Raw genomic sequence first — 24,572 nt, forward strand, 5'->3', positions numbered from 1 at the left:
CTCAGAGGACAATGCCATGACCGTATTTGACGAACGTGAATCCGATATCCGAGCGTATTGCCGGGTCTATCCTGTGGTCTTTGACACGGCCAGTAATGCACGCCAGACAGATGAGAATGGCAAGGAGTACATCGATTTCTTCGCCGGTGCAGGCGTACTGAATTTCGGGCACAACAACGAGCGCATGAAAACCGCGGTCATCGAATATATTCAAAACAATGGCGTCACCCACAGCCTGGACATGCATACCACGGCCAAACGTCGTTACATGGAGCGCTTCGTCAAGACGATACTCGAGCCGCGAGGAATGACACACAAGCTCCAGTTCATGGGTCCCACCGGCACCAACGCTGTTGAAGCTGCACTCAAGCTGGCGCGGCGGGCCACAGGACGCAGAGAAATTGCGGCCTTTACGCACGGTTTTCACGGTATGACTCTAGGCGCGCTGTCCTGCACAGCTAACGAATATTTCAGAGGCGCTGCAGGCGTCCCGTTAGAGCATGTGCGTCACTATCCTTTTGGCTGCAAGACTCGCTGCGCCGACTGCAATCTTGGTTGCGGCCAGACGAGCCTGGAACATCTGCGAGCACTCTATCTGGACACCTCGAGCGGCGTCGACGCCCCGGCAGCCTTTCTTGTCGAGACCATTCAGGCAGAAGGTGGCGTAAAGGTGGCTAGCGTGGAGTGGTTGCAGGCACTGCAGGCACTTGCCCGTGAAATTGGCGCGCTGCTGATTGTGGACGACATCCAGGTGGGCTGTGGCCGCACCGGCTCCTTCTTCAGCTTCGACGACTGTGGTATCGATCCGGACATCATCTGCCTGGCCAAGGGGATCGGTGGCATGGGGACGCCGATGGCACTCAATCTCGTCAAGCCTGAATTTGACCAACACTGGTCGCCGGGCGAGCATACCGGCACCTTCCGCGGCCAGAACCTCTCCTTTGTGGCCGGCGCCGAGGCACTCAGTTACTTTGAAGACTCAAGCCTCATGAATGAGGTCACCAGCAAGGCGGAGGTCATGAGTCAGGCCCTGGCGTCTCTGGCAAAGACGCATTCTGCTGTCGAAGTGCGCGGCAAAGGTATGATCCTCGGCCTCGATGTCGGTAATGGCGCGCACGCGAAGACTATAGTGGATCGCTGCTTTCAGCAGGGTCTGCTCGTAGCCAGCTGCGGCACAGGTGGCCGGGTCGTGAAGCTGATACCGCCTCTGACGATTCCAGATGAGGATCTGCGGCAGGGACTCGATATCCTCTGCAGCGTTGCCGGCGACGTGCTGGAGGCTGCGGCATGAAGCCACGTGAAGATATGACGTTCCCTTTCGCTGAGTACGAGCGACGGCTCAGCGAACTACGTTCGCATATTGCCGAGCGACAGCTCGACGCTGTGGTCATCACAGACCCTGAAAACATCATGTATCTGACGGACTACCAGACGACGGGGTATTCCTTCTTTCAGGCCATCGTGGTGCCGCTCGAAGATGAGCCCTTCATGATTACCAGAGCCCTGGAAGAGTCGAATATCTTTGCCCGTACCTGGGTCGAACGCACCCGGCCCTACCCGGATACCGGCGACGCCATTCAGATGCTGGTCGATGCCCTGCGCGAGTATGGGCTTGCCAACAAACGGATCGGCTATGAACGCAACAGCTACTTCTTTCCTGCCTATCAGCAGGATTTCGTTCACACGACGCTTGCTGGCGCGAAACTGCTCGACTGCTTTGGCATCGTCGAACAGAGCCGGCTGCGAAAATCACCCGTTGAAATAGAGGTCATGCGCAAGGCTGCCATTGCAACTGAAGCTGGCATGAAGGCCGGTATCGAAGCCTGTCAGCCAGGGGTGACTGAAAACGAGGTTGGCGCGGCCATCAGTGCGGCCATGTTCCGCGCGGGTGGCGAGCCGCCGGCGGTTATGCCGTACGTCACCTCAGGGCCAAGGACCATGATCGGTCATGCGACCTGGGAGGGCCGTGAGCTGCAGGCGGGTGAGCATGTCTTCCTGGAGGTCGGAGGCTGCTATCGACGCTACCACACCGCAATGATGCGGACCGTGGTTCTCGGTGATTTGAGCAGCTCGATGTACAAAGCTCAGGAGCGTATGAAGCTCGCATTGGAAGCCGTACACGAGCAATTCCAGGTCGGCATGACGGTGTCTGATGCCGACAACCTGATCCGGAACATCATCACCCACAACGATGTCGGTGCCCGGCTGATCACGAGATCAGGCTACTCGATCGGTATTGCCTTCCCGCCAAGCTGGGACGAGGGCTATATCGTCAGCCTCAAACAGGGTGAATCAGCCATTCTGCAGGAGGGCATGACCTTCCACGTCATTCCCTGGATGTGGGGCGTGGATGGCGACAAGACCTGCGGCATATCGGACACCATTCAGATCACCCGCGAAGGTTGTGAGTCATTCTTTACCATGCCGCTGGACTTCAGCGTCAAGCCGGCAAAGACGCAAGCAAACCCGGCCAGTACAGATGCTACGAACGCCGTTTCTCAGGCTGCCTCCCCCAGCAAGCACAAGTCGGCTGAAAAACCTGAAAAAGCCAGCAAGGCCGAAGCCACATAACAGTCATCAGACGACGAGGTATCAATGCTACAGTCACGCAACCCTTATTCTGCCGAGCTCATTGAAACTCACCAGAGTCTGAATGAGAAAGACATGTCTGACGCTATCGAGAAGGCCCGTACGGCCTTCGCGGACTGGAGTCGAGAGCCGCTATCGAAACGGGCGGAATGCCTGCAATCGGTGGCTCGCGAGTTGCTGGAGGCGAAGGATAAGCTGGCCAGGCTGATGGCCCTCGAAATGGGCAAGCCGGTACGCGAAGGCGGACCTGAAGTCGAAAAATCGGCCTGGTGCGCAGAGTATTTCGCTGAGCACGCAGAAGCTTTCCTGGCCGATGAGGTGCTGGCGTCGGACGCGGCCAGGAGCTATGTCACCTACGAGCCTCTAGGCACCGTTCTCGGCATCCTGCCGTGGAACGCGCCGTTGTGGCTGGCGTTTCGATTTCTCGCTCCGGCCCTTATGGCTGGCAATACCTGCGTTATGAAACACGACCCGCACGTGCCAGGTTGTGCGCAGGCCATCGCCGATGTGTTCAGGAAGGCGGGCCTCCCTGACGGCGTCATGATCAATCTGCCGATCGAGACCAGTCTGGTCGAGCAAGCCATTCGCCACCCTGCCATAGCTGCCGTGTCCTTCACTGGCTCCGCTGTTGCCGGAGCGAAGGTGGCAGCAGTGGCTGGCTCTGAAATCAAGCCGGCCGTGCTGGAGCTCGGGGGCTCCGATCCCTGCATCATCATGGCGGACGCCGATCTGGATAAGGCTGCAGATGTCGCCACCCTCTCACGCATTATCAACGCTGGCCAGTCCTGCATTGCGGCGAAGCGCATACTTGTGGAGGCACCGGTGTATGAGCGCATGCTCGACAAACTGCATGAAAGACTGGCACGCCTGCAGATGGGTGATCCTCTGGACGCTGATACCCAGATCGGGCCCATTGCGCGTGAAGATTTGCGGGACAATCTGCACCGTCAGGTCAAGTCGACTATCGAATCTGGCGCACGCTGTTTACTGGGCGGTGAATTGCCTAAGGGTCACGGTTACGCCTACCCCGTGACGCTGCTGGCCGACGTCACGCCCGACATGTGTGCCTTTCGGGAGGAAACCTTCGGGCCGGTCATGGCCGTGACGTCTGTGGCTGATTTCGAAGAAGCCTTAAGCCTCGCCAACGATACGGAATATGGTCTGGGGGCTGCGATCTGGACCGAAGATCAGGGACGGATCGACCGTGCTGTGAGGGAACTCGTCGCGGGCCAGGTGGCGGTCAATGGCATTGTAAAGACTGATCCGCGATTGCCGAGTGGTGGCGTGCGGCGTTCCGGCTACGGCCGGGAGCTCGGGCCGCATGGCGTCAGGGAATTTGTGAATGCCAAGCAGGTCTGGATTCGCTAGATCGATACCTGTCGCCAGCGTCACAGGCGGCAGGAACAGCACTAGACGGATGAGGAAAAGCAGGGGTCTTGCTACTGCGTGCATACTACTTCTTCTCGTTGCTAAAGACGGCTCTACGAAAGGATAGTGGCTGGCGTGCCCTCCCAAAACGAAATCATGGATCCAGCGTACATATTTTCAATGGTGGGTAGGCCCGAGATTTTATGGGGCAACCCAACGCTTCCTTCGACCTTACTCTTTTAGGGCAAGTATCTTTCTACCTGAGTCAGTTAGTCGGTATTTTTGAGTTGGACTGCGGGGTGAATCTGGCTGAGTCATCTCAACAACGTGTGCAGCCAGCGCAGGTTGCAAGTAGTTCTGCAAGAAGGTGGGCCGATGGTTGAGCGATAATATCTCCAGCAAAGACTTTGTGCTTAACGGCTCCTCCGTCAGCGCCTGAAGCAACCGCTGTACTTGTTCGGTTACTTGTTCGGCTACTTGTTCGGCGCCTAGCTGGTTTGGCAATTCATCACGATCGAATCCCACATGCACCGGCAACCGGATCAGAAAATAACTACGGTCTTCATCCGTATCAAACACCGGCGTGGGTGAACCATTTGTCTTCATCGCCCGCAAAATTTTAGGCACACCGGTAGAGCGCCCTTCGGTTAGATCCAGCTCTTTAAGAAACTCACCTATTCGGCGATTCCGGTAACGACGGCTTACGGCGCGGCCGGCCTGCAGGTCCTCCATACGTATCGAGCGATCCGGGCCTGGAAAACTGAGTACCACCAGCTCTTCCGGTGAGATGCGTACTTCTATCGGCTCGCGTATTTCGTAAGAGCGGTGATAGACGGCATTAACTAACGCCTCTTCAATGGCGCCTAACGGAAAGTTCCAGAATCGTTCGGCCTCGGGCCGGCTGGGATGCTTGATAACAGCTTCTTTCAGGTAGCTACGGACAATATAATTCAAAGCATCGCGTGTAATGCGCCCCAGCGGGCCGCGGAACTCTTTTTCTTCGAAACGATCACCACCAGGCCCATCTGGAAAATACACCACGTCAATTTGTGTAGCTGGAAAAAACTGCTCAGGGTGCTCATTGAAGAATAGTAGGCCCACGTTCTTGGGGAAGGCCATCTCTACGGGTCCGCCTACCACATTCATTCGCCGGCCAAGGATCTCCGTATCCAGCTCACGGGCATCGGCAGCGAGCTCGCTTTTAATCTCCTGCAGGAATTCACGCATCAACAATGAAGAAAGATCTTCCAGGCTGGCGGTTTGCCGGTATCGATCATCAAAGGGTACGGTGGCAGCAAGGCTTACCAGTTCCCTTTCGTCCGCGCCGGTCGCTCTTACCGTGCTGGTGTGTTTTCGCAGATAGTACGCCCAGTCAGCTTTTTTACTGCTTAGACTGACCTTGGCTTTGTAGGGCCGCATCTCACCACCAGGAGCCCATAGCACGAGAATGGTATTCCCTTGAATCTCGTAGGTCGCTGTCAGTGGATGAAAATGCGGTGCAAGGGCAGAATGCCCTAAATTCAGTAACTCTTTCTGAATGGCATCAATTTGAGTGGTCGCCAAACCCACCGGCGGAAGCTGCGGCTGACCGTTTCTTTCCTCGACACCAATAACGACATAACCCCCGCCGAGATTGTGAAAATCGTTGGCGAAGGCACACAAGGTATGCAGGACGGACTCTGGGTTCCAACCCTCCTTGTATTCAATGCGCTCACTTTCCACCGTGCGGCGGTGGAGTAGGTCGTCGATATTGATGGGGAGCTTGCTGATCATGCTTCATCCATAAACTTAAAACTCCCAGGACCAGGGGCTGAGCTGGCACTCTGCCATATATGCTTGCGCAATTCAGCTGTCAGTGACGAAGAGCCCGCGACCATACTGCAGGGCCTTCGCGTTGAAATTGGATTCTCGATTCATATAGACACCGTATCAGCACTCAATGACATTAACAGCCAACCCACCCTCACTCGTCTCCTTGTACTTGCGAGACATGTCGAGGCCGGTCTGGCGCATGGTTTCAATAACCTGATCGAGCTGCACTTTATGGGTATGTGCCGCCCGTAGCGCCAGTCTGGCGGCGTTGACCGCTTTCACCGCGCCCATGGCGTTGCGTTCGATGCAGGGGATCTGGACGAGGCCGCCGACCGGGTCGCAGGTCAGACCGAGGTTATGCTCCATACCGATTTCAGCGGCGTGTTCGACCTGGGCTGGTGTGCCGCCCCAGACTGCGGCAAGAGCGCCCGCGGCCATCGAGCAGGCGACGCCAACCTCACCCTGGCAGCCCATCTCTGCGCCTGAAATCGATGCGCGCTGCTTGTACAGCATGCCTATGCCGCCCGCGCTGAGCAGGAAGGTTCGAATGGCTTCTTGAGTGCTGCCGTTAGCTGACACGCAGTAGTGTCTGATGACTGAGGGGATGATGCCCGCCGCACCATTGGTCGGCGCTGTCACGACACGCCCGCCGGCTGCATTCTCTTCGTTGACGGCCATGGCGTAGACGTTCAACCAGTCGAACAGGAGTTCTGGCTCTTGCGCGGGGGTCTGATCGAGCTTCGCCTTTCGAGCATCTTCCTGCAGCTTCTGATACAGGCCGGCAGCTCGGCGGTCCACTTCGAGCCCACCGGGTAGGCATCCAGTCTGGGAGAGTCCGCGGTCGATGCACTCCGACATCACCTGCCAGATTCGATCGAGCCCCTGCTCGGTCGCCTCTCGTGATCTGAAGCTGTCCTCGTTGAGCAGCATGAGCTCGGCAATACTCACGTTCAGCATCTTGCACTTCCTCAGCAGTTCGTTGGCCGAGAAGAAAGGATGTGGGGCGCGTTGTTTCAGACCGATCAAGTCATTCTCCGCCGGCTTCTCCAGCTGCTGTGCTGTTGCGATGAAGCCGCCACCTACTGAATACCAGGTCTCCTGCAGCAGGATGATGTTGTCTGCATCTCTTGCTGAAAGTAACACCTCGTTCGGGTGCAGGGTCGGAATGATTTCAGGCCGTAGGCGCAGATCAGTGTCGTAGTTGAAATTGATTTTGGATCCTGCACGAGGCGTGAGCTGCCCTGCATTCCTGATCCTTTGATATGCCTGCTCAGCCTCATCAGGGTCTGCAGTTTCAGGTTCGAAGCCTATCAGACCCAGCATAATGGCCTTGTCTGAACCATGTCCCAGACCCGTGGCACCCAGAGAGCCATTCAGATCTACCGTTATGCGGCAGACCCTGTTCAGCAGATCCCGCTCGCATATCGCGTCGACAAAGCGCTTGCCAATGCGCATCGGGCCGACAGAATGGGAGCTGGACGGGCCGAGGCCAATCTTGAAGATATCCAGAACACTCAGCATGCATTGCTCCCTTTGGCTAAGGCCCTCGGATTACGCGGATAAAACCGCTCAGGCATCTTTTGGATATGCGGAAAGAACCGCGTGTCCTTGTATGGCATCTTCATGAAGCCCGAAACACCGAGACCTGATATTTGATCGACCGCCGCCAGGATCTCATCCAGCCGCTGGCGGAACTCTTCCTCCCTGTCTGGCGCCAGCAAGCGGTAGTGACTGTGAATCTTGAGGTGTTTCGGTAAAGCTTCGAAGATGATCATGCCGGTGTGGTGGATGGTGTTAAGCGCTTCGAGTGCCTGGATGATGGGCAGTGGCAAGGTCAGGAATTCGTCCGGATCAGGGCCATCTTCGAAATAGGAATGCACCCGCGAGCGGTCTTCGAGTTCCGGCGCTTTGCTGACCTGGTACGGCAGGCGCAAGCCCTTGCCGATGCGGAAGGGTTGATCCGGCTGGTCACGATCGAGGTGCAGGGTATCGCGCGCATTAAACAGGCAGCTCTTGAAAATGCCCTGGCGATAGATCGCCTGCGCCAGGTTCACCATGTTGTTCACGGCCGTTACGAAGCTGCTCTTGAGCGCAGGATCATGCAGGTTCAATGATGTATCCACGTACACGCCTTCGGCCTCCCAGCGCACGGCTAGCCCGCCTTCTACCGGATATTGCCCCAGGCGACTAACGGCGGCAAGGAAGGCCTTTTCGGTATCACCCATGCCCTGCATGAAATTCTTGTAGTAGCGATCGAGCTGTACATCATTCACCTCACTGAGCGTTTCAGGCGCCCCTGCTTCACGCAGGAAGGACTTTCGGGAGCTGTACACCACGGTATCCACATCCCGCCGAGACTGCCGCGTCCAGACCGGCACCAGGGGTATAGGTGGCGGCTCATGGAGATCGATAATCACCAGCCGGGCCATTCGGGGCATCTCACGCAGGTAGTAGTCCCCAGCACGCGCGCGAATCTCCGGATCCGGATCCAGCATTCCATCGAGCATGCGGGCAAATTCCATGGGCAAACCGAGTGACGTGGCTGGCATGGCGCGATGTCCGAAGCGACAGGATTGGCCCGAGGCCAACGCATATAGCGTACCTGCAGCACCCTGTTCATCGAAGCGCGGGGACGACAGACCGCCGTTGAGCTGTTCATCGCCGATAAAATACACATCACCCAGGCGCGCGTTAGTCTGCTGCAGGTTGTCGGACATCAAATCCATCACATTGGCGGTCACGAACTGCTGATTGGCATCCAACTGCGCAAATACCGCCGAGCCCCAATCGATCAGGGCGATATTTTCGGACTCATCATCAAAGACGAGATTCGAGGGTTTGATGTCGCCGTGAACGATAGGTTTACCTGAATGGCCCGACTCCCGGCGTAGCTTGCGCAGAATATCGGCCAGCTGATCGGCGATACGGATGATCAGGCGAGGACTCAGCCTCCCGGCTCGAAGGGAGACCTGTTCCAGGTTGAATCCTGGTGCACGCTCCATCACCAGAATAGGCTGATTGCCTGCCCGCTGAAAGGCGATGAAACGTGGCACACGTGGATGCTCGACTTGTTCTAGGATGAAGGCTTCGTCTTCCAGCCGGTCCTGTAAATGCTGCGCCAGGGTAACCCGGGTGAACTTGAAAACGTGCTCGACATCGCGCTGTGCCTGCACCGCCGGGCGGCCGGCAAACACAAAACCGTAGGCCCCCTTGCCGATCATCTCGATATCGCGATAGCCCAGCTGCCGAAGTTGATCCGTGCACAGCGCCACCCAGTCCTTCAGCTTTTTCGCATCATCCTGGCTGAGCAGATAAATGGACTGCTCTTCCGGAATGTAGAACTGCTGAAGTTGGGCTGGCTGCGTCGGCCGGGAGAGCATCAATCAGCCCATATGCAAGAGCATGGACTGCGGAGACTCCAGATAGCCCTTCCAGCAATTGCTGAAGCGCGCAATCGTGCCACCGTCGATAATGCGATGATCGCCAGCCCAGCTGACAGGCATGATCGCCCGCGACACGACCTGGCCGCTGTCATCGAATCGAGGCAGATGCTGAGTGCGGCCCAGCGCGACGATGGCCACCTCAGGTGCGTTGATGATCGGCGATGCGTAGGTTCCGCCAAGTGCGCCAATATTAGAGATGGTGATGGTGCCGTCTTTCAGGTCCGCCTGACCTGCCCGGCCTTCCCGTGCTGCCGTGGTCAGGCGCGCCACTTCGCTGGCGATTTCGACCAGGGTTAGACTTTCCACACCTTTTATATTCGGCACGATGAGTCCAGCTTCACTGTCCACCGCCATGCCGATGTTGCAGTTCGGCAGGTAGTGGATCTCGGTAGCTTCAGCGTTCAGACGACTATTCAGAATCGGAAATTTCTGGATGGCCAGCGCCATGGCCTTCATGATGAACGGCATCAAGGTCAGACGAACACCAGCGGCATCCGCAGCTGGCTTCAATTGCTCGCGCAAGGCCAACAGCTCAGTGACGTCGATATCCTCATTGAAAATGAAGTGTGGGATCGTCGAGGCTGATTCAACCATTCGTCGTGCCATCACTGCTCGCACGCCGCGGATAGGTTCTATGCGAAGGTCCTGGCTGGGCGCATGGTTGACTGAATCTCCTGACCCCTCGCCAGACTTATCAACTGGCCTGCTATCGGCCGGCTTGGTGGCGCTTCGTTGGCCGGTGGAAGCGCTATCGAGATAAGCCTGGACATCTTCCTTGAGCACACGGCCGTCCTTGCCCGATCCGTCAATCTCCTCCAGGTTCAGCTCGTGTTCGCGAGCTAGCCTGCGTACCGCCGGGCTGGCAGGGATTCGCATCTGATTGCCGATGCTGCTCGATCGAGTTTCAGTGGCAGGCCTGGACGGTTGTGCAGATACAGCGTCAGCTGATGCAGCTGATGGCGAGCCGGATGACACCTCTCCTGCAGAGTCTGCAGCTTCGTCCACGCCTTGTTCGGCTGCCTCGCCTTTGGGCATATACGCGAACAGCGGCGAATGCACTTTGGCCAGCGCTTCCTTCTGATAATAAAGCCTGGTGATACGGCCCGCTTCCGGCGCCGTTATTTCCACCAGCGCCTTATCTGTCATGACTTCGACGACCGGCTGATCTTCCTCGATCTCATCGCCCTCGCTCACCAGCCATTCAACTACTTCGCACTCCACGATGCCTTCACCGACATCGGGCAGTATAAAATCACTCATGATCAGTCTCCTGTCCGAATATCGGCTTAAAATTCCACGCTTTCGCGAATGGCGTCATAGACTTTCAGTTCATTGGGTAAATGTTCTTTCTCCAGCACCAACGGCACTGGCGTATCCATACCGGTGACGCGAGCAATTGGCGACTCTAGATAGAGGAAGCAGCGCTCCTGTATGGTCGCGGCGATTTCTCCGGCAAAGCCACCCGTGAGCGGGGCTTCATGGGTGACCACCAGTCGACCGGTCTTCAGGACCGATTTGACGACGGTCTCGACATCCCAGGGCAGGATGGTGCGCAGGTCGATCACTTCGCAGGAGAAGCCGTCTTTTTCGGCTCGTTCGACCGCTTTTGCGATGACTTCCATCTGCGCGCCCCAACCCAGCACGGTCACATCTGTGCCCTCCTTGATGACTTCGGCCTTGCCCAGGGGTAGCTCGTATTCGCCTTCAGGCACCTCACCGACGGAGGCGCGATACAGGCGCTTGGGCTCAAAAAACAGGGTGGGGTTAGGGTCATTGATAGCGGCCAACAACAGGCCTTTGGCCTGGTGGGGATTTCGCGGAACCACAATCTGGAGGCCCGGCGTGTGAGCGAAGTAGGCTTCCGGCGACTGAGAGTGGTACAGGCCGCCTGAGATACCCGCGCCATAAGGCGTACGGATAGTGAGGCCGCCGACGTTGAAGAGATTCCCTGAGCGGTAACGGAACTTGGCCGTTTCGTTGACGATCTGATCGAAGGCCGGAAAGATGTAATCCGCGAACTGGATCTCTGCTACCGGTATCGATCCCTGAGCGGCCAGGCCATTGGCGAAACCGATGATTCCCTGCTCCACAATAGGCGTGTTGAAACAGCGGGAACGGCCGTACTTTTTCTGCAGGTTACTGGTCGCGCGAAACACACCACCAAACACACCGACGTCTTCGCCGAAGCAGAGCACCTTTTCATTGGCGGCCATAGCGATATCAAGCGCATCGTTGATGGCCTGGAGCATATTCATCTTAGCCATCTTACGCGCCCTCCTCTCTAACTTGGCCTTCGCGTGCCTGATCCGCCGACTTCGGGTACTCGTTTGGATACCTGCGGATATGCGCCTTGAGCTTGTCCATCTGAGCATTCAGGGCGGGCGGCACCTGCTCGTAGACGTCGGTGATGAGTGACTCCAGCGGCGGAGGCGAACGTTTCTGCGCGCGCTTCATGGTTTCCAGAACCTCCTTGCGGAGACTCTCCTGCAAGTTCTTTTCCTGGCTCTCGTCCCACCATTTCTTCTTGATCAGCCAGCGCTGCATCCGCAGGATCGGATCCTTGTCGTGCCAGACGGCTTCTTCATCCTTGCTGCGATAGCCGGACGGATCATCTGACGAGGAATGCGCAGCGAGCCGGTAGGTGAGCATCTCGATCAGCACCGGTCGATTGTCATCGACGGCGAGTTTGCGAGCAGCTCGCGTGGCTGCCAGGACTGCGAGGATGTCGTTGCCATCCACCCGGATGACATCCATCTTGTAGCCGAAGGCCCTCGGTGCCACGCCGTCTGCCGCGAACTGTTCAACAGCGGGCGTGGAAATCGCGTAGCCATTATTGCGGCACAGGAAGATGACAGGGACACGCAGAACGGCGGCCATATTCAGTGCCGCATGGAAGTCACCTTCGGAAGCGGCGCCCTCACCGAAGTAGACCGCTGTACAGTGACCATCGCCAGCGAGTTTCTGACCATAGGCGTAGCCGGTGGCTTGGGGTATCTGAGTGGCGAGCGGCGATGACACCGTCATGTAATTGAGCTTGGTCGAACCATAATGCACCGGCATCTGGCGACCTTTACCGTAGTCAAGGTCATTACCGAACAGCTGGTTCATGAACTCTTCGATGGTGAAACCACGATACGCCAGTGAAGCCTGCTCACGGTATTGCGCCATGATCATGTCACTATCGTCCAGTGCGGCGGTGCTGCCGACTACGGCGGCTTCCTCACCCGTACACTGCATGTAGAAACTGAGACGACCCTGACGCTGAGCAGCGAGCATGCGCTCATCCAGAATCCGGGTTGAAACCATGCTGCGATAGATACGCAGGGCCTGCGACTCATTCAGCTCGGGGGGCTTGCCGCCCTTATGGAGCGTCCCATCCACCTTTAGCAGGGAGAATGTCGGGATGCTGAATTCCGCGCCGTCCGTAAAAACCGGCGAATGAACGTCTTTCGATTTTTTTGTTGTTGTCATAATTCCTCTTCCTGATTGGGTCCGAGGGCCGGAGAGCCCCTTGTGAGGGCGCCGGTAGAACATGTTGGGTTACGTTAACGTTAACGTAAGATGCCCAGTTGCGATAGTGCTAAAAGTGAGAAAATTGTCTACAGCATCTCAAGGTCAGGTATTGATGTGGGCAGGTCGTTAGCATGGATGGTGGCCTCAGCGGTGTCAGTTGTCCTCTTCTTGAACAATAGAAGCGTTTGAGGCCTGAAGCAATTTCGGGGCGGACGGGCTTAATGGGGCCGAGGGGTCACGCTGTTTCGTTCGAACTTTTTTCTGGACGGAACAGGACATATCCCACAGGGAAGATCAGTAGCGACACCCCAACACCTGTAGTGAGCAGGTCGGCAAGCGTGTGGTAGTTCTGATACAGCATGAGGAGCCCGTAGCCGACTAATGACGAAACGAGCGGCCATAACAATGACGGCATTATGAAGAGCGCGACTAAAACCAGACTAATAGCAATTGCTGAATGAGTGCTGTAGTCAAGCCCGACTGCAGGCCAGATGCCCAGTTGATAATCCAGTACCATCAGACCGTAGGTGACGATGAGACCATGGATAAGGAGCAGCACACCTTTGCGTGCGTGAGCCCAGTCTGTAACCAAGGCTCTTTGGGCTATCAACACGATGCAGATGACACCGAGCAGAGGCACGTAGGCATCGGCGATCGTGTCCAGGGTTTCGTAATTCATTGAGAGACTTCCTTGGGACCGCTTCGCCTTTTATTCGGCAGGATTCGTCCCGTTGGGAGAACCAGCCTGATCTGCTGGTGGCAAGACGAGCGCCAAGACCAGATAGACAGGGATCACGGCTCCGCCAGTGATGAGCAAAACCAGAAGCCCAAACATTCGAACCTTGAAAGCGCTGGTATTGCGGTATTCTGCGATCCCACCTGCCACACCGAACAGGACTCGGCGTTTCGATTTTTTTAGCTGCATAATTCCCCGTGATTAGCGATATCGTTCAAGAGATTAGTTCAACAGGCTCCAGTGCCTGATGTGGCTCTTTCGAAAGCGCTTGCTAACGGCTGTGACTGATCCCATTTTTTTCCCTTGGCAGCTTCGAGGTGTGGTCTAAAGACCTTCGCTCTCGGAGAAGGCATGATCGCACGCTAGCGCAATGAAAGATTCTACTCGTTTACTCTCTATATCTTCGACTGTGTGAAGCTTAAGGTGCCTGCGATACTTTCCGTTGCCCGCCAGGCTGCACTCTGCATCAGGCAAAGTTGCGCCGTGGCTGAACTCGATCGATACATGTTTGGCGTACGAAAAAATACCACAGAACGGCGACCCCGCTATGGAGAAGAGAATGCCGCCATATTTAACTTCCTCTGCAACATCGGGGTTCGCCGCCAGCGCCAGCTGACGAAGCTTGTCTGCGATGGCGAAGTGTTCTTCGTTCAGACTGCGAATGTCATTCAGCAGCGTCTCGATTCGTTCTGTAGTCACGTTGGCGTCCTTGCGAGTGGTGGTGCTCAATAACTCAGCCCAGCTTCTCGAGGTACTCTTTCAGCACATGAGCATGATTGTGCTGCTCATCTTTTGCACCATAGAGAAGGACAAGGTTCTTCTGACTTACCTCTTCGAGATGGGCTTTCGCTACTGACTTATTATCGCTGAGCTCACTCATGTATTTCTTTCTGAAATCGCCCCACTTCTCGGGATCATGATCGAACCACTTTCGAAGATCGTCGCTTGGCGCAAGATCTTTCCAGTGACCGTCAAGATCAACTTCGTCCTTGGAAACGCCCCGCGTGGCCACAGACGATCTACGAGTGCGTGATAGCCCTGCGGTAGGTCATTATCATAGATTCGATGGATCTTGATGTTCATGGGTGCTCCTGCGGCTGTTTTCGTCAGTCTTGCTGCATGCTGGGGGCCGCCCGGCTTGGGCTAGCTTTGCTTCGAAGAAGAGCTGCTTTGCCTGAAATTGAGGGTATGATCGCGAATAAACTCATGATTATCCAGACTCTTCCGCTTCGACGTTGAAACCGCTACCCTGCCCGTCCACTTCAAGGATGAGGTATTCATGGCAGTTCATGACCACGGCTATAAACAGCTGTTTTCACATCCGGAGATGGTGCGAGATCTCCTGCTCGGCTTCGTGACGATTACTCGCCAACCTCATCGTCTGGCTCGATCAGGATCGGCAAGCGGACCTGGTAAGAGCCTTCAATGAGTGGATTGGGCGTATACTGATCAGAAATAAGGTAGAAGGCGTCGAGCTGGAATCAATTCGGAACCTTACGGAGATGCACAGCATGTTAAATGAACGAAGCAACAACTGGGGCCGGGCTTATATTGAGCAAGGCATTGAGCTCGGCGAAGCGCGGACCCTCAAGCGGCAGTTGACTCGACGATTTGGTGTGCTGCCGCAATGGGCCGTAGAGCGGGTCGATGGAGCCAAAGGCGAGCAACTCGAGCGATGGCTGGACCTGGTCCTCGACGCAGATTCACTCGAACAGGTCTTTGACTGATCATCACCGCCTCGCGCCTCGGCGAGATTGCCACGAGCCTCATCATCACGCTTAGCTTGTCGAGGCTCTCAGGCGGACCGCCGTGCGAGTTAATGCCTTCAGCTCGTTTATAACTTCCTCTGTCATAGGCGCTTCCATCCTCCAGGACCAGTTGGTCTCATTGACCACCCCAGGTAGATTCATCCTTGCCTCGGAACCCAGGTTGAGAACGTCCTGCATAGGAATAACGACTGTGTGCGCTCTTGTCCGCATCGCGGTTAACATGAGACGCCAGGGGGGACTCAAGTCCATATCACTTTGTGAGTCCTGCCAATAACGTTCAAGAAACTGGCGCTTCTCATCGCTCAGACTGTCATACCACCCCATCGTGGTATCAGTATCGTGCGTGCCAGTGTAAACGACCGCATTGTCGTCAACTGCTTCAGGTAGATGGTTATTCGGGGATAGATCCAGTCCAAAGCCATACTGTAGAACTCGAATGCCAGGGATCCTGTTATCGAGGCGCAATTTGTCGACAGCTTCTGTGATGATGCCGATATCTTCTGCGATCAGTCGTATCGGCCCGAGCGCGTCATAAATGGCATCAAAAAACGCCTGACCCGGCCCTTCGATCCATGCGCCATCGCCTGGCTTTGATGGATCGGAGATCGACCAGAAGGACTCCAGTGCTCTGAAATGGTCCACCCGTATGAGGTCGAATAACGATGTCAGACGCCGGATACGACTTACCCACCATTGATACCGATCGGCGGCATGGTTTGACCATTCATAAGTGGGCATGCCCCAATTTTGTGGCTCACCCCCGAAGAAATCATCGGGCGGGACGCCGGCGTATGACTTGATCGCTCGGGTATTCGGGTCGAGCGAAAAGAGTTCAGGATTGGCCCAAACATCACAGCTTTCATAGCCGACATAGATAGGTGCATCGCCGATGAGTTCCACCTTATGGTCGTGTGCGCATGCGCGCAGTTCAGACCACTGTCGATTGAATTCATACTGACAGAAACACCAGAATTCATGCTGTTCTTTGAACGATTGTTTGGCGGTACGAAGTGCCTCTGGATCGCGCTGGGCAAGATCCTGAGGCCAGTCATACCAGCGAACGGTGCCATAATGATCTGCCAAAGCATGAAATAAGGCGTAATCATCCAGCCACGCGCCCTCTTGCGCCTTGAACGTTTCGAGGGCCTTGAGATTGGCCTTATTTTTCCGAAATTCCTGAAATGATCGTTGAAGTAAACGATGTTTCAAGCGGCGGCTTACATGAATATCCGAAGCTCTTTCCTTAGGCGAAGGCCTGCCCTCACTTGAAACATCGTGCAATTCAGCAGTATCGATCAATGCTGGATCGCCCGCTATCGCGGATGTTGACGAATACGGGCTACCCACAGCATCCGGCGGACCGACTGGAAGCATCTGCCAAACAGATTGTCCAGCCGATGCCAGCTGCCTCATGAATTCCTGCGAAGCTGCGCCGATATTGCCGATGCCGTCGGCGCTGGGAAGGGAGGATGGATGCAGCAGAATTCCGGATCTTCGGGGCGAGGTATCCAAAAGAAGGGTAGCTCCTTATCAAATGGTGGGGAGAGGCGGGTAGTTGTACTCAGTACCATACAGATTTGCCCCGTGAACTGAACCTATACGAGTGATTTCTCCTGATGGCCGCAATGCCAGACTGGGCTAAAAGATGAGCGCTTTAGAGCCAGAAAGTCTTATCGGCCGCGATGCTGGCAGCGTATTGTTTAAACAGTAGTTCCGTAAACGAACCGAGGTTCTCTCGAGGAGTTTTCCCATGAAACGTATGTACTACATCGCAGCTGATCTCGAACGGGTGGCTTCGGTGTCGGAAGACCTGCACGCTAACGGCATCACTGATGCGCAATTCAATGTCGTCAGTGCAAACGAAGGTGCGCTCGACGAACAACACATACACGGCGCGAATTTTATTCGGCGTCTGGACATCATTCATTCGATGGAGCGAGGACTGCTAGGCGGTATGCTGCTCGGCGTGGTGATCGTACTCTGTCTGCAGTTCTTTACTGCCTTTGGCACGACGATGGGCCTTGGGATTCAGGCTGCGATCGTATTGTTCTTCAGTTGCGCCGGCACCTGGATTGGTGGGATGGGTGGTATAGGCACTGAAAATTACAAGATTCGCCCGTTTCACGATGCGGTTGCCGAAGGCAAACTGCTGTTGATGGTCGATGTTCCCAGAAAGCTCGAACCGACAATTCGCAAACTTATGACCAAGCGTCATCGCGACGTCAGACTGGCGGGTGTTGGCTCATCGTTCAACAATCCTTTTGCGCAAACTGAAAAATTGGCGCACTAGCTGTGAGGTGCTGACCGCATGAGCGGTCAGCACCCAGGATGGGGTGCTCACGCAGTAAATCTCCAAAGTCTGCGGCTGACTGACTCGGCTTTTCCTCCATAGACAGATGAGCGACGTCCTGATAGACCACCAGGCCTGATCCGGCGATGTCCTCCTGAAAACGATAGGCATTCTCTACCGGGAAATACTTGTCTTCCTCTGCCCACAGAATGAGCGCTGGCACCTGAATCTGGGGAATCAACGCACTATTCTCGTCGAGCCTCGCCTTGACCCGTTAGGTGAAGGATTCGCGCTTGCCATCGAGTGTCCAGGTATCGCGACGATCTGAAGGCGCACGTTCAGTTCTCTGAGAAGAGATCCTGGGTGCGGCATGATGAGCACTATCATGTGGATTTTCTGGTGGGATGTGAGGGATCTTCTGCCTTGGCTGACCGTAACCGGAGGGCCTTTTCCCGTTCTCGCTCCAACTCTCGTTTGAGCTCTTCTTCGCTAGGGAGTTCGGTAAGGTACTTGGAGGCAAAGAGTTGCTTGCTCTCATTCAGCACCGAGTATTTGGCGACAGTGTTGTTGCGCTCACTGCAGAGGATCAGACCAATGGTGGGATTGTCGTCAGCACGGCGCTCGAGATCACTCTCCTGATACGTTTTGTCCTGCAGGTTTAGAAAGTCGAGTATGTATGGATCTCGCAGGTATTCCTGCGGTGACTCTACCAGCTCTGCTGTTTTTTCTTGCGCCTCTCGCTCGACGAGTTGCTTATCCTGACTGGCTAACAGACGCTCGTAGTAGAGAACACCGAGCTGGCGTTCCAGGGCGCGGGCGCTCCAGTTCTGTGTGGCCGCTTCGGTGGCATACCATTCCCGCGCGACAGGATTCTCAACCCGAATAAGGCTTCGGTAATGTGTCCAACTCAATTCGAGACGCAGTGCGTCGCGATTTCGGAACGTGAGATAGAACTGCCGCATATTACGCAAGTTGGTCACATCAAAGCCATATACGGGCATACGGGCCAGCCCGTCTTCCGAACAGATGTTTGTTGTTCCCAACGTTCCGCTGACCATGTCCTTGGATCTTCTCCAAAGGCATATTCCCGACTCGCTACGCAGCTTTTACAGGGGGTGCTCGCGCAGAAAACCTTCAAAGTCAGTTGCTGACAGGCGCGGCACTTCTTCCATCGGGAGATGAGCGACATCCTGATAAACCACCAAACGTGATCCGGCGATGTCCTCATGAAAACGATGGGCATTCTCTACCGGAAAATACTTGTCTTCCTCTCCCCACAGAATGAGCGCTGGCACCTGAACCTGGGGAATCAACGCACTGTCCTCGTCGAGCCTTGCCTTGACCCGTTGGGTGAAGGCTTCGCGCTTGCCATCGAGCGTGGATATTTCGTAGTAGCGGTCTACGAGCTCGTCACTGATCAGGTCCTTGTCGTGGTAGATATCCCGCAGACTCGTGGCGAAAGCGAAGCGCGGCAGGTAACTTGCCATCAGCGTGTCGAACACCGGATACTGCGCAAACTGAATAGCTGGCGGCCATGAATCCTGCGGATAGCCGAGGGCGTTGAGCAGGGTCAGCGTTTGCGTTTGTTCGGGGTGATCGACAGCGAATTGCCAGGCAATGCGGCCGCCAAGTGAGTTGCCGGCGATATGAACTTTATCCACGCCCAGCTGCTCGAGAAACGCATGCACGAACTGAACGTCGTCGGCCACTTCATAGGCAGCCGCTGGATGGGGCTCGGTCAGACCGCTTCCAGGCAAGTCGACCCGGATAACCCGGTAGTGTGGCGCAAGCGAGCTGGCCCACTGATCCCAGGTGTGTAGCGATGAGCCGGTACCATGGAGCAGCAGAATCGGCTCGCCGCTGCCTTCGTCGCGGTAGTGGATCTTCATGCCGGTGACCTGCACAGTCTGTGACTGCGCGTTACGATACTTGGCTTCGATATCCGTGTGAGAGGCGGGACTGGAACAGCCTGATGCCGGAACGATGAGTGCCACAACAAACAGCTTTTTGACCAAGCGAAACATGGGCAGAGACTCCTTATATTTACATGCCGCCACTGTAAGCCGGGGCAAGCCATTTCACGCGTCCGGCGGTAACTGACCCATGTCCTCACGTAACATCACCAGCGCCAGCAACAAAGCTGGCTCACCCAAGGCCCAGGGCATTTCCTATCATGCCTTTCGCGGCACTCTGGCAGCTGCAGTGGACAAGGCGGTGGTGCCGGAAGGCGAGCTCGAGCGGAGCCTGGGGCTCGACCTGCACAGCCTCTCACCCAGCGACCGAGTGCCGGTAGAGCTTGTTCAGCAGCTATGGGCGCGGCTTGAAGCGGTCGCCACGACCACCGACTACGGTTTGATTATCGGCCAGTACATTTCGCCGGATACCAAGGGCCTGTTGGCCAGCTGGGTGAGCCAGTGCAAGTCGCTCGGCGAAGCTTTGCGCGTGTTCGTGCAGAACTCGGTTTTGATGAGTCAGCTGGAATGCTATTCGTTAAAGGAGCGAGACGGGCTTGCCGTTGTAATCCCCCCAGATTTTAACGGTACTTTTGAGTAGAGCGTTTTATGATGAGAACATCAGGAGCGATCTATGAAGAAATCACGTTTTACCGACAGCCAGATCATGGCGATTTTGAAGCAACACGAGAACGGCGTATCGGTCGCTGAGCTGGCGCGAGAGCACGGCTGTAGCACGGCCATGATCTACCAGTGGCGCAGTAAGTTTGGCGGCATGGATGCATCGCTGATAAAGCGTATGAAGGAGCTCGAAGCGGAGAATGCCCGGCTCAAGAAGATGTATGCCGAGGAGCGCATCAAGGCCGAGATCCGTAAGGAAGCCCTCGAGGGAAAGTTGTAAGGCCATCTCAGCGACGAGAGATGGCCAGAGCGGCCGTGGAAAAACATGGTCTGTCGATCCGCCTGGCTTGTGAATGCCTCAGCATCAGCGAGACCTGCTACCGCTACAGGAGTCAGCTATCGAGCGAAAACGCTCAGATCGCAGACTGGTTGCTGCGGTTGACTGAGACCCACCGCCGCTGGGGCTTTGGCCTGTGCTATTTCTATTTGCGCAACGTCAAAGGCTATCGATGGAACCACAAGCGCGTGTATCGCATCTATCGAGAGCTGGAGCTGAACTTGCGCATCAAGCCAAGGCGTCGTCTCAAGCGTGAGAAGCCTGATGCGCTGAGTGTTCCGACCGCACCGAACCAGGTCTGGTCGATGGACTTCATGAGCGACGCCCTTCTGGATGGTAGAAAGCTGCGCACGCTGAACGTGATTGACGACTACAACCGTGAGGGTCTGGCAGTGGATGTGGATCTGTCGATGCCGAGTGCTCGCGTCATACGGTCCTTGGAGCAGATCATCGAATGGCGGGGCAAGCCTGCTGCGATTCGGTGTGATAATGGGCCAGAGCTGCTATCGGGGCCGCTGGTGGCCTGGGCGAACAAGCAGCAAATCACGATGCTTTACATCCAGCCGGGCAAGCCGACGCAGAATGCCTACGTCGAGCGGTTCAATAGGACGGCTCGACACGAATGGCTGGACTTGAATCTCTTCGAGTCGGTTGAGCAGGCCCAACTACTAGCCACGCAGTGGCTCTGGACTTACAACAATGAGCGGCCCAATACAGCTATCGGTGGCGTGCCGCCGAGATGGCTGTTGAACGCAGCTTAGGCTCTATGAAAAAGCCCGTTTAAGAATGGGGAGATTACAGGTTCACGGGCAGCCAATCCTGGATAGTTCCAGGGACTCCTCATGGTTTTCTCAACCTCCTCGGCGAACATCGACCGAACCCCCTCTAACGCTCGGCTCAGCAGCTAAGGTTTGGTGGCGGCCTTTTTGCGCATAGCAAAAAGGGTGACAGCAAGCCTTTGTCTGCTGCAGCCGCTTGTTAACTATCATTGCCACTGCAGCTTGAGATCTCTATGCGTAGCTGCGCAGTCCCGAAGATATAGGTTGATCAGACTCTGGTAAGGAATACCTTTCCGCTCTGACATTTGCTTAAAATACTCGACGGTATCTTCGTCAAGCCGAATAGTGACTTGCTTCTTGAGTTTTGCAGCATACGGGTTCGGCTTGGAGTCAGTGAAGTCATAGTGATCACGCATGACGGAACCTCTCATAAAGTTTTCTTTCGCGCTTCTCAGCCTTCCGGGCAGAAATAATTCGAATGCATTCTTGCTCTCTGATGCAGTGACAAACGACCAGCAGTTTTGAGTGAATACTCGTTCCCAGGAGGAGGAAACGATCCTCGTCAGCCTCAGAATGATCTGGATCGCTCAGCAACCGACCAAACTCGTCGGTAAACACGGTCTTCGCCTCTTCGAAAGAGACGCCATGCTTGCGCAAATTGGACTCGCTTTTTGCTGCGTCCCATTGGAAGGTCAGATGATGCATAACCTACATTGTACTTACAGTGTAATGGTATCTCCAGCACTACCTGATAGTTAACGCCTTGCTCAGCTGCGCAGCGGTTGTAGTGGATTTTTGTGCAACAATGAGCGAAGCGAATGCACAAAAAGGAGCGTAAACCGCTGTGTCAGTTGGAGCAACTTTGTTATGAGCTTGGTTCACAGCCGTACAACTTAACCACCTCCGGCTGCTTCATAATCAAGATACCCGTAATTAGCAAACCTACGGGTAAGTACATATCGAACATCATACGAAGGTCGAACCCATACCAAAAAATGACGGTTGCAGATGTACCTAAGAGAAAGATGATGGCTAGAGACTGCAGCAAAATAGAGAGCAAGCGAGCCCAATTTTTTAGTGCATAGATTCCGTAGCAGGTTGTGGCCGTAATCGCTGTCATAGCTCCAACCAAATAATACGTGAATGGCTCGCTGTCTGGCTTCGTGATCAAACCCCAGTAGACGGCATACCAGACGAACCAGGAACCGACAACTAAATGTAAAATCGTCAATAACTTGTTCCAGCTCATAGATTGAACCCCGACAACTCATAACGCCTGGCTAATGGGTTGGTAATATTTGGCGGCTTTTGTGCGTTTTTTTGCACAAAAGGTGACAAGTGTTACCAATCCTATTGAGCCACTTGTTATATTTTTTTAGTTTTTGCCGCAGTGACAATTTCACTAATTTTATCTTTAGTTACCTTATATGGCGACAATAATACTTCCATAAATTCGAAAAACTCTTGTTCAGACGTATTTTCTAATTCTTCGATTTCACTTAAGTTGCACACAACACATGGCAGTACAATAGATTCCGGAGGGTTTCGTCTCCACTCTGCCCAGTCATTTTTGTATTCAATCCCACGAAACTTTTTCTCTGCCTCAGTTACCCAATTAATTTTTTCTAGTTCATTTACAACTTTATGCATAAAGTTCGCAACCATAGGACTTGATTGAACTATAGGTTGTTCAGGACTCGGGTGGAATTTTGCTTCCATAAGTGCTTTGTGGATAGCCTGTAATTCGAATTTATCCTTAACTTGCAAGTTAATCACGGCACCCTTTTTTAAATATAACGCTGCCATCATGGGTAAATTGGAGTGGAGTATTTTGTGCAAACATTGAGCGGAGCGAAAGCACAAAATACGGAACGGAAATTTGTCCCTTGCATGCCTTGTATGGATAATTCCTGCCGTGTTTGGGTAAATTGAGGCCCACCCTCAACGGCCATTGAGGGTCTTCGTGCAACAGCTCGGTGCATGCATGGCTCCTCTCTCGAGAGACCGGTAACAAGTGCGAGCGTTGCATGACTCTTAAAGCGATAACTCGAACAGTCATCGGGGCCTCGAGCCCGTATAGCAAGGCAGAGTCAGCTTATTATGAACACACCAGAAAACCAAATTGAACTCAACGTTGGCATTGATGTCGGTAAAGCTCAGCTCGATATCGTGCTCCATCCTTTCAACGAATGCTATTCGATTGCCAACTCCGCAAAGGCCATCGCCGCATTCGTCAAAACACTCATGGGCCAACCAGTTGCCCGCATCGTTGTTGAAGCCACTGGTCGCTACGAAAGCGCCCTGGTCGCTGCCTGTCACAAGGCAGAACTCCCCATCATTGTGGTCAATCCGATCAGCGTCAGACGCTTTGCTCAGGTCATTGGTGTACTAGCCAAAACCGACAAGCTCGATGCCGGGGTGATCGCTAGATACGCAGCAACAATTAAACCGGAGTTCAAGCCCGCAGCAGACCAAAACGCTCAACTCATCAAGGACCTACTCGTCAGACGCAGTCAGCTTCTGGAAATGGCAACGATGGAAAAGAATCGGCTACAGATCCTGCCGAAATCACTGCACCGCTCTATCAACACCCTTCTAAAATCACTTGAGACCCAGATCAAAACAATTACTCAGCAGCTTGATCAGGAAGTTGCAAAAGTTGAGCAGTGGCGAAGCAAAACCGAACTCCTCACCAGCGTACCTGGGGTGGGTAAAGTCCTCGCCTACACGATACTCAGTGACCTCCCAGAGCTCGGCTCACTCAACCGGAAAGAGATCGCAGCCCTGGTCGGGGTAGCGCCAATGAATCGGGATAGCGGGACACTCAGCGGCAAGCGTCGAACCAAAGGGGGGCGACCGAGAATCCGAACAGTGATGTTCATGGCCATGCTGTCGTCCATCAAATGCAACCCGGTTTTCAAACGCTTTTACCAGCATCTGAAAGCTCAGGGCAAACTGCCGAAAGTCGCTGTGGTTGCCTGCATGCGCAAGCTCATCGTGGTGCTGAATACGATGGTGAAAAACGGTGAACCGTGGCGTGCGAATCTGGCTTAATATTTGGGGTTGACACCACAGTCACTTGTTATGAGCCGCCTTGAGGTTACGATCGGCACACTCTTTGTTCTGCTGACTGCTTGCAGCACCAGGACGGTAACTCTTACGCCTTGAATGATGCAAAAACCGCCAGCGAAGAAATTGCAAACGCTAACACTCGGAAAATCTTACCGTAGCCGGCCACATAGACAAAATATACTCCGGCGAAACACACATAGCCTCCGGCGATCAGCGGATGGATAAACTGAAGCAGAAAAGCAGTTGCTATGAGAAGAAACACACCGCCATCCTTGCTCATAAAAGTCGCTG

Annotated in this window: 27 protein-coding genes; 9 read left to right on the forward strand and 18 right to left on the reverse strand. The window is 54.8% G+C overall.

What is annotated here, in order from left to right; genetic code table 11:
• Positions 1–16 precede the first annotated feature (16 nt).
• Genes ACH3PB_RS13265 through ACH3PB_RS13275 form a run of 3 tightly spaced genes read left to right on the forward strand, consistent with a single transcriptional unit; the run spans position 17 to position 3,957 of the window.
• Entirely contained in the window at positions 17–1,291 is a 1,275-nt protein-coding gene (locus ACH3PB_RS13265) for an aspartate aminotransferase family protein (RefSeq protein WP_416395598.1), read from the forward strand.
• Positions 1,288–2,571: an ectoine hydrolase gene (gene doeA, locus ACH3PB_RS13270; protein ID WP_416395600.1), complete on the forward strand. Its 1,284-nt coding sequence runs from the start codon at positions 1,288–1,290 to the stop codon at positions 2,569–2,571. The genes ACH3PB_RS13265 and doeA overlap by 4 nt, the downstream gene beginning before the upstream one ends.
• Positions 2,572–2,595: 24 nt before the next feature.
• Positions 2,596–3,957 carry an NAD-dependent succinate-semialdehyde dehydrogenase gene (locus ACH3PB_RS13275; RefSeq protein WP_416395602.1) on the forward strand — a complete coding sequence of 454 codons (1,362 nt, stop codon included), beginning with the start codon at positions 2,596–2,598 and terminating at the stop codon, positions 3,955–3,957.
• Between the two features lie 231 nt (positions 3,958–4,188).
• Here the strand turns inward: ACH3PB_RS13275 and ACH3PB_RS13280 are convergent, their stop codons facing one another.
• The 10 genes from ACH3PB_RS13280 to ACH3PB_RS13325 all read right to left on the reverse strand — a co-directional run bounded on the left by ACH3PB_RS13280 (position 4,189) and on the right by ACH3PB_RS13325 (position 14,473).
• Positions 4,189–5,730, reverse strand: coding sequence for a Fic family protein (locus ACH3PB_RS13280; protein ID WP_416395604.1), 1,542 nt, complete (start codon positions 5,728–5,730; stop codon positions 4,189–4,191).
• A gap of 156 nt (positions 5,731–5,886) precedes the next feature.
• Positions 5,887–7,290 carry an L-serine ammonia-lyase gene (locus ACH3PB_RS13285; protein WP_416395606.1) on the reverse strand — a complete coding sequence of 468 codons (1,404 nt, stop codon included), beginning with the start codon at positions 7,288–7,290 and terminating at the stop codon, positions 5,887–5,889.
• Entirely contained in the window at positions 7,284–9,149 is a 1,866-nt protein-coding gene (locus tag ACH3PB_RS13290) for a protein kinase domain-containing protein (protein ID WP_416395608.1), read from the reverse strand. Before ACH3PB_RS13290 ends, ACH3PB_RS13285 begins: the two co-directional genes overlap by 7 nt.
• Before the next feature lie 3 nt (positions 9,150–9,152).
• Positions 9,153–10,472: a 2-oxo acid dehydrogenase subunit E2 gene (locus tag ACH3PB_RS13295; RefSeq protein ID WP_416395610.1), complete on the reverse strand. Its 1,320-nt coding sequence runs from the start codon at positions 10,470–10,472 to the stop codon at positions 9,153–9,155.
• A gap of 26 nt (positions 10,473–10,498) precedes the next feature.
• Positions 10,499–11,476 carry an alpha-ketoacid dehydrogenase subunit beta gene (locus ACH3PB_RS13300; RefSeq protein ID WP_416395612.1) on the reverse strand — a complete coding sequence of 326 codons (978 nt, stop codon included), beginning with the start codon at positions 11,474–11,476 and terminating at the stop codon, positions 10,499–10,501.
• Between the two features lies 1 nt (position 11,477).
• The gene (locus tag ACH3PB_RS13305; RefSeq protein WP_416395614.1) at positions 11,478–12,683 is read right to left on the reverse strand and encodes a thiamine pyrophosphate-dependent dehydrogenase E1 component subunit alpha; all 1,206 of its coding nucleotides are present in this window, start codon (positions 12,681–12,683) and stop codon (positions 11,478–11,480) included.
• A gap of 277 nt (positions 12,684–12,960) precedes the next feature.
• Positions 12,961–13,404 carry a hypothetical protein gene (locus ACH3PB_RS13310; protein ID WP_416395616.1) on the reverse strand — a complete coding sequence of 148 codons (444 nt, stop codon included), beginning with the start codon at positions 13,402–13,404 and terminating at the stop codon, positions 12,961–12,963.
• A gap of 30 nt (positions 13,405–13,434) precedes the next feature.
• Positions 13,435–13,650: a PspC domain-containing protein gene (locus ACH3PB_RS13315; RefSeq protein WP_416395617.1), complete on the reverse strand. Its 216-nt coding sequence runs from the start codon at positions 13,648–13,650 to the stop codon at positions 13,435–13,437.
• A gap of 135 nt (positions 13,651–13,785) precedes the next feature.
• A complete protein-coding gene (locus tag ACH3PB_RS13320; protein ID WP_416395619.1) occupies positions 13,786–14,160 on the reverse strand; it encodes a DUF1801 domain-containing protein in 375 nt (124 codons plus the stop codon).
• Positions 14,161–14,194: 34 nt separating this feature from the next.
• Complete coding sequence (locus ACH3PB_RS13325; protein WP_416395621.1) at positions 14,195–14,473, reverse strand: DUF488 domain-containing protein; 279 nt, start codon at positions 14,471–14,473, stop codon at positions 14,195–14,197.
• A gap of 267 nt (positions 14,474–14,740) precedes the next feature.
• Here ACH3PB_RS13325 and ACH3PB_RS13330 point away from each other — a divergent pair, with 267 nt between their 5' ends.
• Positions 14,741–14,890: a hypothetical protein gene (locus ACH3PB_RS13330; RefSeq protein WP_416395623.1), complete on the forward strand. Its 150-nt coding sequence runs from the start codon at positions 14,741–14,743 to the stop codon at positions 14,888–14,890.
• Between the two features lie 82 nt (positions 14,891–14,972).
• The gene (locus ACH3PB_RS13335; RefSeq protein WP_416395625.1) at positions 14,973–15,188 is read left to right on the forward strand and encodes a DUF4351 domain-containing protein; all 216 of its coding nucleotides are present in this window, start codon (positions 14,973–14,975) and stop codon (positions 15,186–15,188) included.
• A 51-nt stretch (positions 15,189–15,239) separates the two neighbouring features.
• Here the strand turns inward: ACH3PB_RS13335 and malQ are convergent, their stop codons facing one another.
• Positions 15,240–16,742 carry a 4-alpha-glucanotransferase gene (gene malQ, locus ACH3PB_RS13340; RefSeq protein WP_416395626.1) on the reverse strand — a complete coding sequence of 501 codons (1,503 nt, stop codon included), beginning with the start codon at positions 16,740–16,742 and terminating at the stop codon, positions 15,240–15,242.
• Between the two features lie 238 nt (positions 16,743–16,980).
• Between malQ and ACH3PB_RS13345 the strand changes: the two genes are divergently transcribed.
• Entirely contained in the window at positions 16,981–17,520 is a 540-nt protein-coding gene (locus ACH3PB_RS13345) for a hypothetical protein (RefSeq protein WP_416395628.1), read from the forward strand.
• Here ACH3PB_RS13345 and ACH3PB_RS13350 read toward each other — a convergent pair.
• The 3 genes from ACH3PB_RS13350 to ACH3PB_RS13360 all read right to left on the reverse strand — a co-directional run bounded on the left by ACH3PB_RS13350 (position 17,480) and on the right by ACH3PB_RS13360 (position 19,544).
• Entirely contained in the window at positions 17,480–17,761 is a 282-nt protein-coding gene (locus tag ACH3PB_RS13350) for an alpha/beta fold hydrolase (protein WP_416395630.1), read from the reverse strand. The two genes, ACH3PB_RS13345 and ACH3PB_RS13350, sit on opposite strands and share 41 nt — an antisense overlap.
• A gap of 142 nt (positions 17,762–17,903) precedes the next feature.
• Positions 17,904–18,563 (reverse strand): PDDEXK nuclease domain-containing protein, encoded by a 660-nt coding sequence (locus ACH3PB_RS13355; RefSeq protein WP_416395632.1) that lies wholly within the window; start codon positions 18,561–18,563, stop codon positions 17,904–17,906.
• 63 nt (positions 18,564–18,626) lie between these two features.
• Positions 18,627–19,544: an alpha/beta fold hydrolase gene (locus ACH3PB_RS13360; RefSeq protein ID WP_416395634.1), complete on the reverse strand. Its 918-nt coding sequence runs from the start codon at positions 19,542–19,544 to the stop codon at positions 18,627–18,629.
• Between the two features lie 79 nt (positions 19,545–19,623).
• On the opposite strand from ACH3PB_RS13360, the gene ACH3PB_RS13365 reads away from it, so the two are divergent.
• Together ACH3PB_RS13365 and ACH3PB_RS13370 are read left to right on the forward strand one after the other, a co-directional pair.
• Positions 19,624–20,073 carry an AraC family transcriptional regulator ligand-binding domain-containing protein gene (locus tag ACH3PB_RS13365; protein WP_416395636.1) on the forward strand — a complete coding sequence of 150 codons (450 nt, stop codon included), beginning with the start codon at positions 19,624–19,626 and terminating at the stop codon, positions 20,071–20,073.
• A 33-nt stretch (positions 20,074–20,106) separates the two neighbouring features.
• Positions 20,107–21,191, forward strand: a protein-coding gene (locus ACH3PB_RS13370) for an IS3 family transposase (RefSeq protein ID WP_416395638.1) whose coding sequence is annotated in 2 segments (ribosomal slippage) — positions 20,107–20,368 and positions 20,368–21,191 — 1,086 coding nt in all. Because the reading frame shifts where the segments join, the coding sequence is not laid out codon by codon here.
• 224 nt (positions 21,192–21,415) lie between these two features.
• Here ACH3PB_RS13370 and ACH3PB_RS13375 read toward each other — a convergent pair.
• From ACH3PB_RS13375 to ACH3PB_RS13385, 3 genes are all read right to left on the reverse strand, one after another.
• Positions 21,416–21,640 (reverse strand): BrnA antitoxin family protein, encoded by a 225-nt coding sequence (locus ACH3PB_RS13375; RefSeq protein WP_416395640.1) that lies wholly within the window; start codon positions 21,638–21,640, stop codon positions 21,416–21,418.
• Positions 21,618–21,914, reverse strand: a complete 297-nt coding sequence (locus ACH3PB_RS13380; RefSeq protein WP_416395642.1) for a BrnT family toxin — start codon at positions 21,912–21,914, stop codon at positions 21,618–21,620. The genes ACH3PB_RS13375 and ACH3PB_RS13380 overlap by 23 nt, the downstream gene beginning before the upstream one ends.
• Positions 21,915–22,574: 660 nt before the next feature.
• The gene (locus tag ACH3PB_RS13385; protein WP_416395644.1) at positions 22,575–23,018 is read right to left on the reverse strand and encodes a hypothetical protein; all 444 of its coding nucleotides are present in this window, start codon (positions 23,016–23,018) and stop codon (positions 22,575–22,577) included.
• Between the two features lie 291 nt (positions 23,019–23,309).
• Between ACH3PB_RS13385 and ACH3PB_RS13390 the strand changes: the two genes are divergently transcribed.
• The gene (locus ACH3PB_RS13390; protein WP_416395646.1) at positions 23,310–24,263 is read left to right on the forward strand and encodes an IS110 family transposase; all 954 of its coding nucleotides are present in this window, start codon (positions 23,310–23,312) and stop codon (positions 24,261–24,263) included.
• A gap of 103 nt (positions 24,264–24,366) precedes the next feature.
• Here the strand turns inward: ACH3PB_RS13390 and ACH3PB_RS13395 are convergent, their stop codons facing one another.
• A complete protein-coding gene (locus ACH3PB_RS13395; protein WP_416395648.1) occupies positions 24,367–24,561 on the reverse strand; it encodes a hypothetical protein in 195 nt (64 codons plus the stop codon).
• Positions 24,562–24,572: the final 11 nt, after the last annotated feature.

Source organism: Allohahella sp. A8, assembly GCF_047946665.1.
In the GTDB taxonomy this organism is placed as follows: domain Bacteria; phylum Pseudomonadota; class Gammaproteobacteria; order Pseudomonadales; family Oleiphilaceae; genus Allohahella.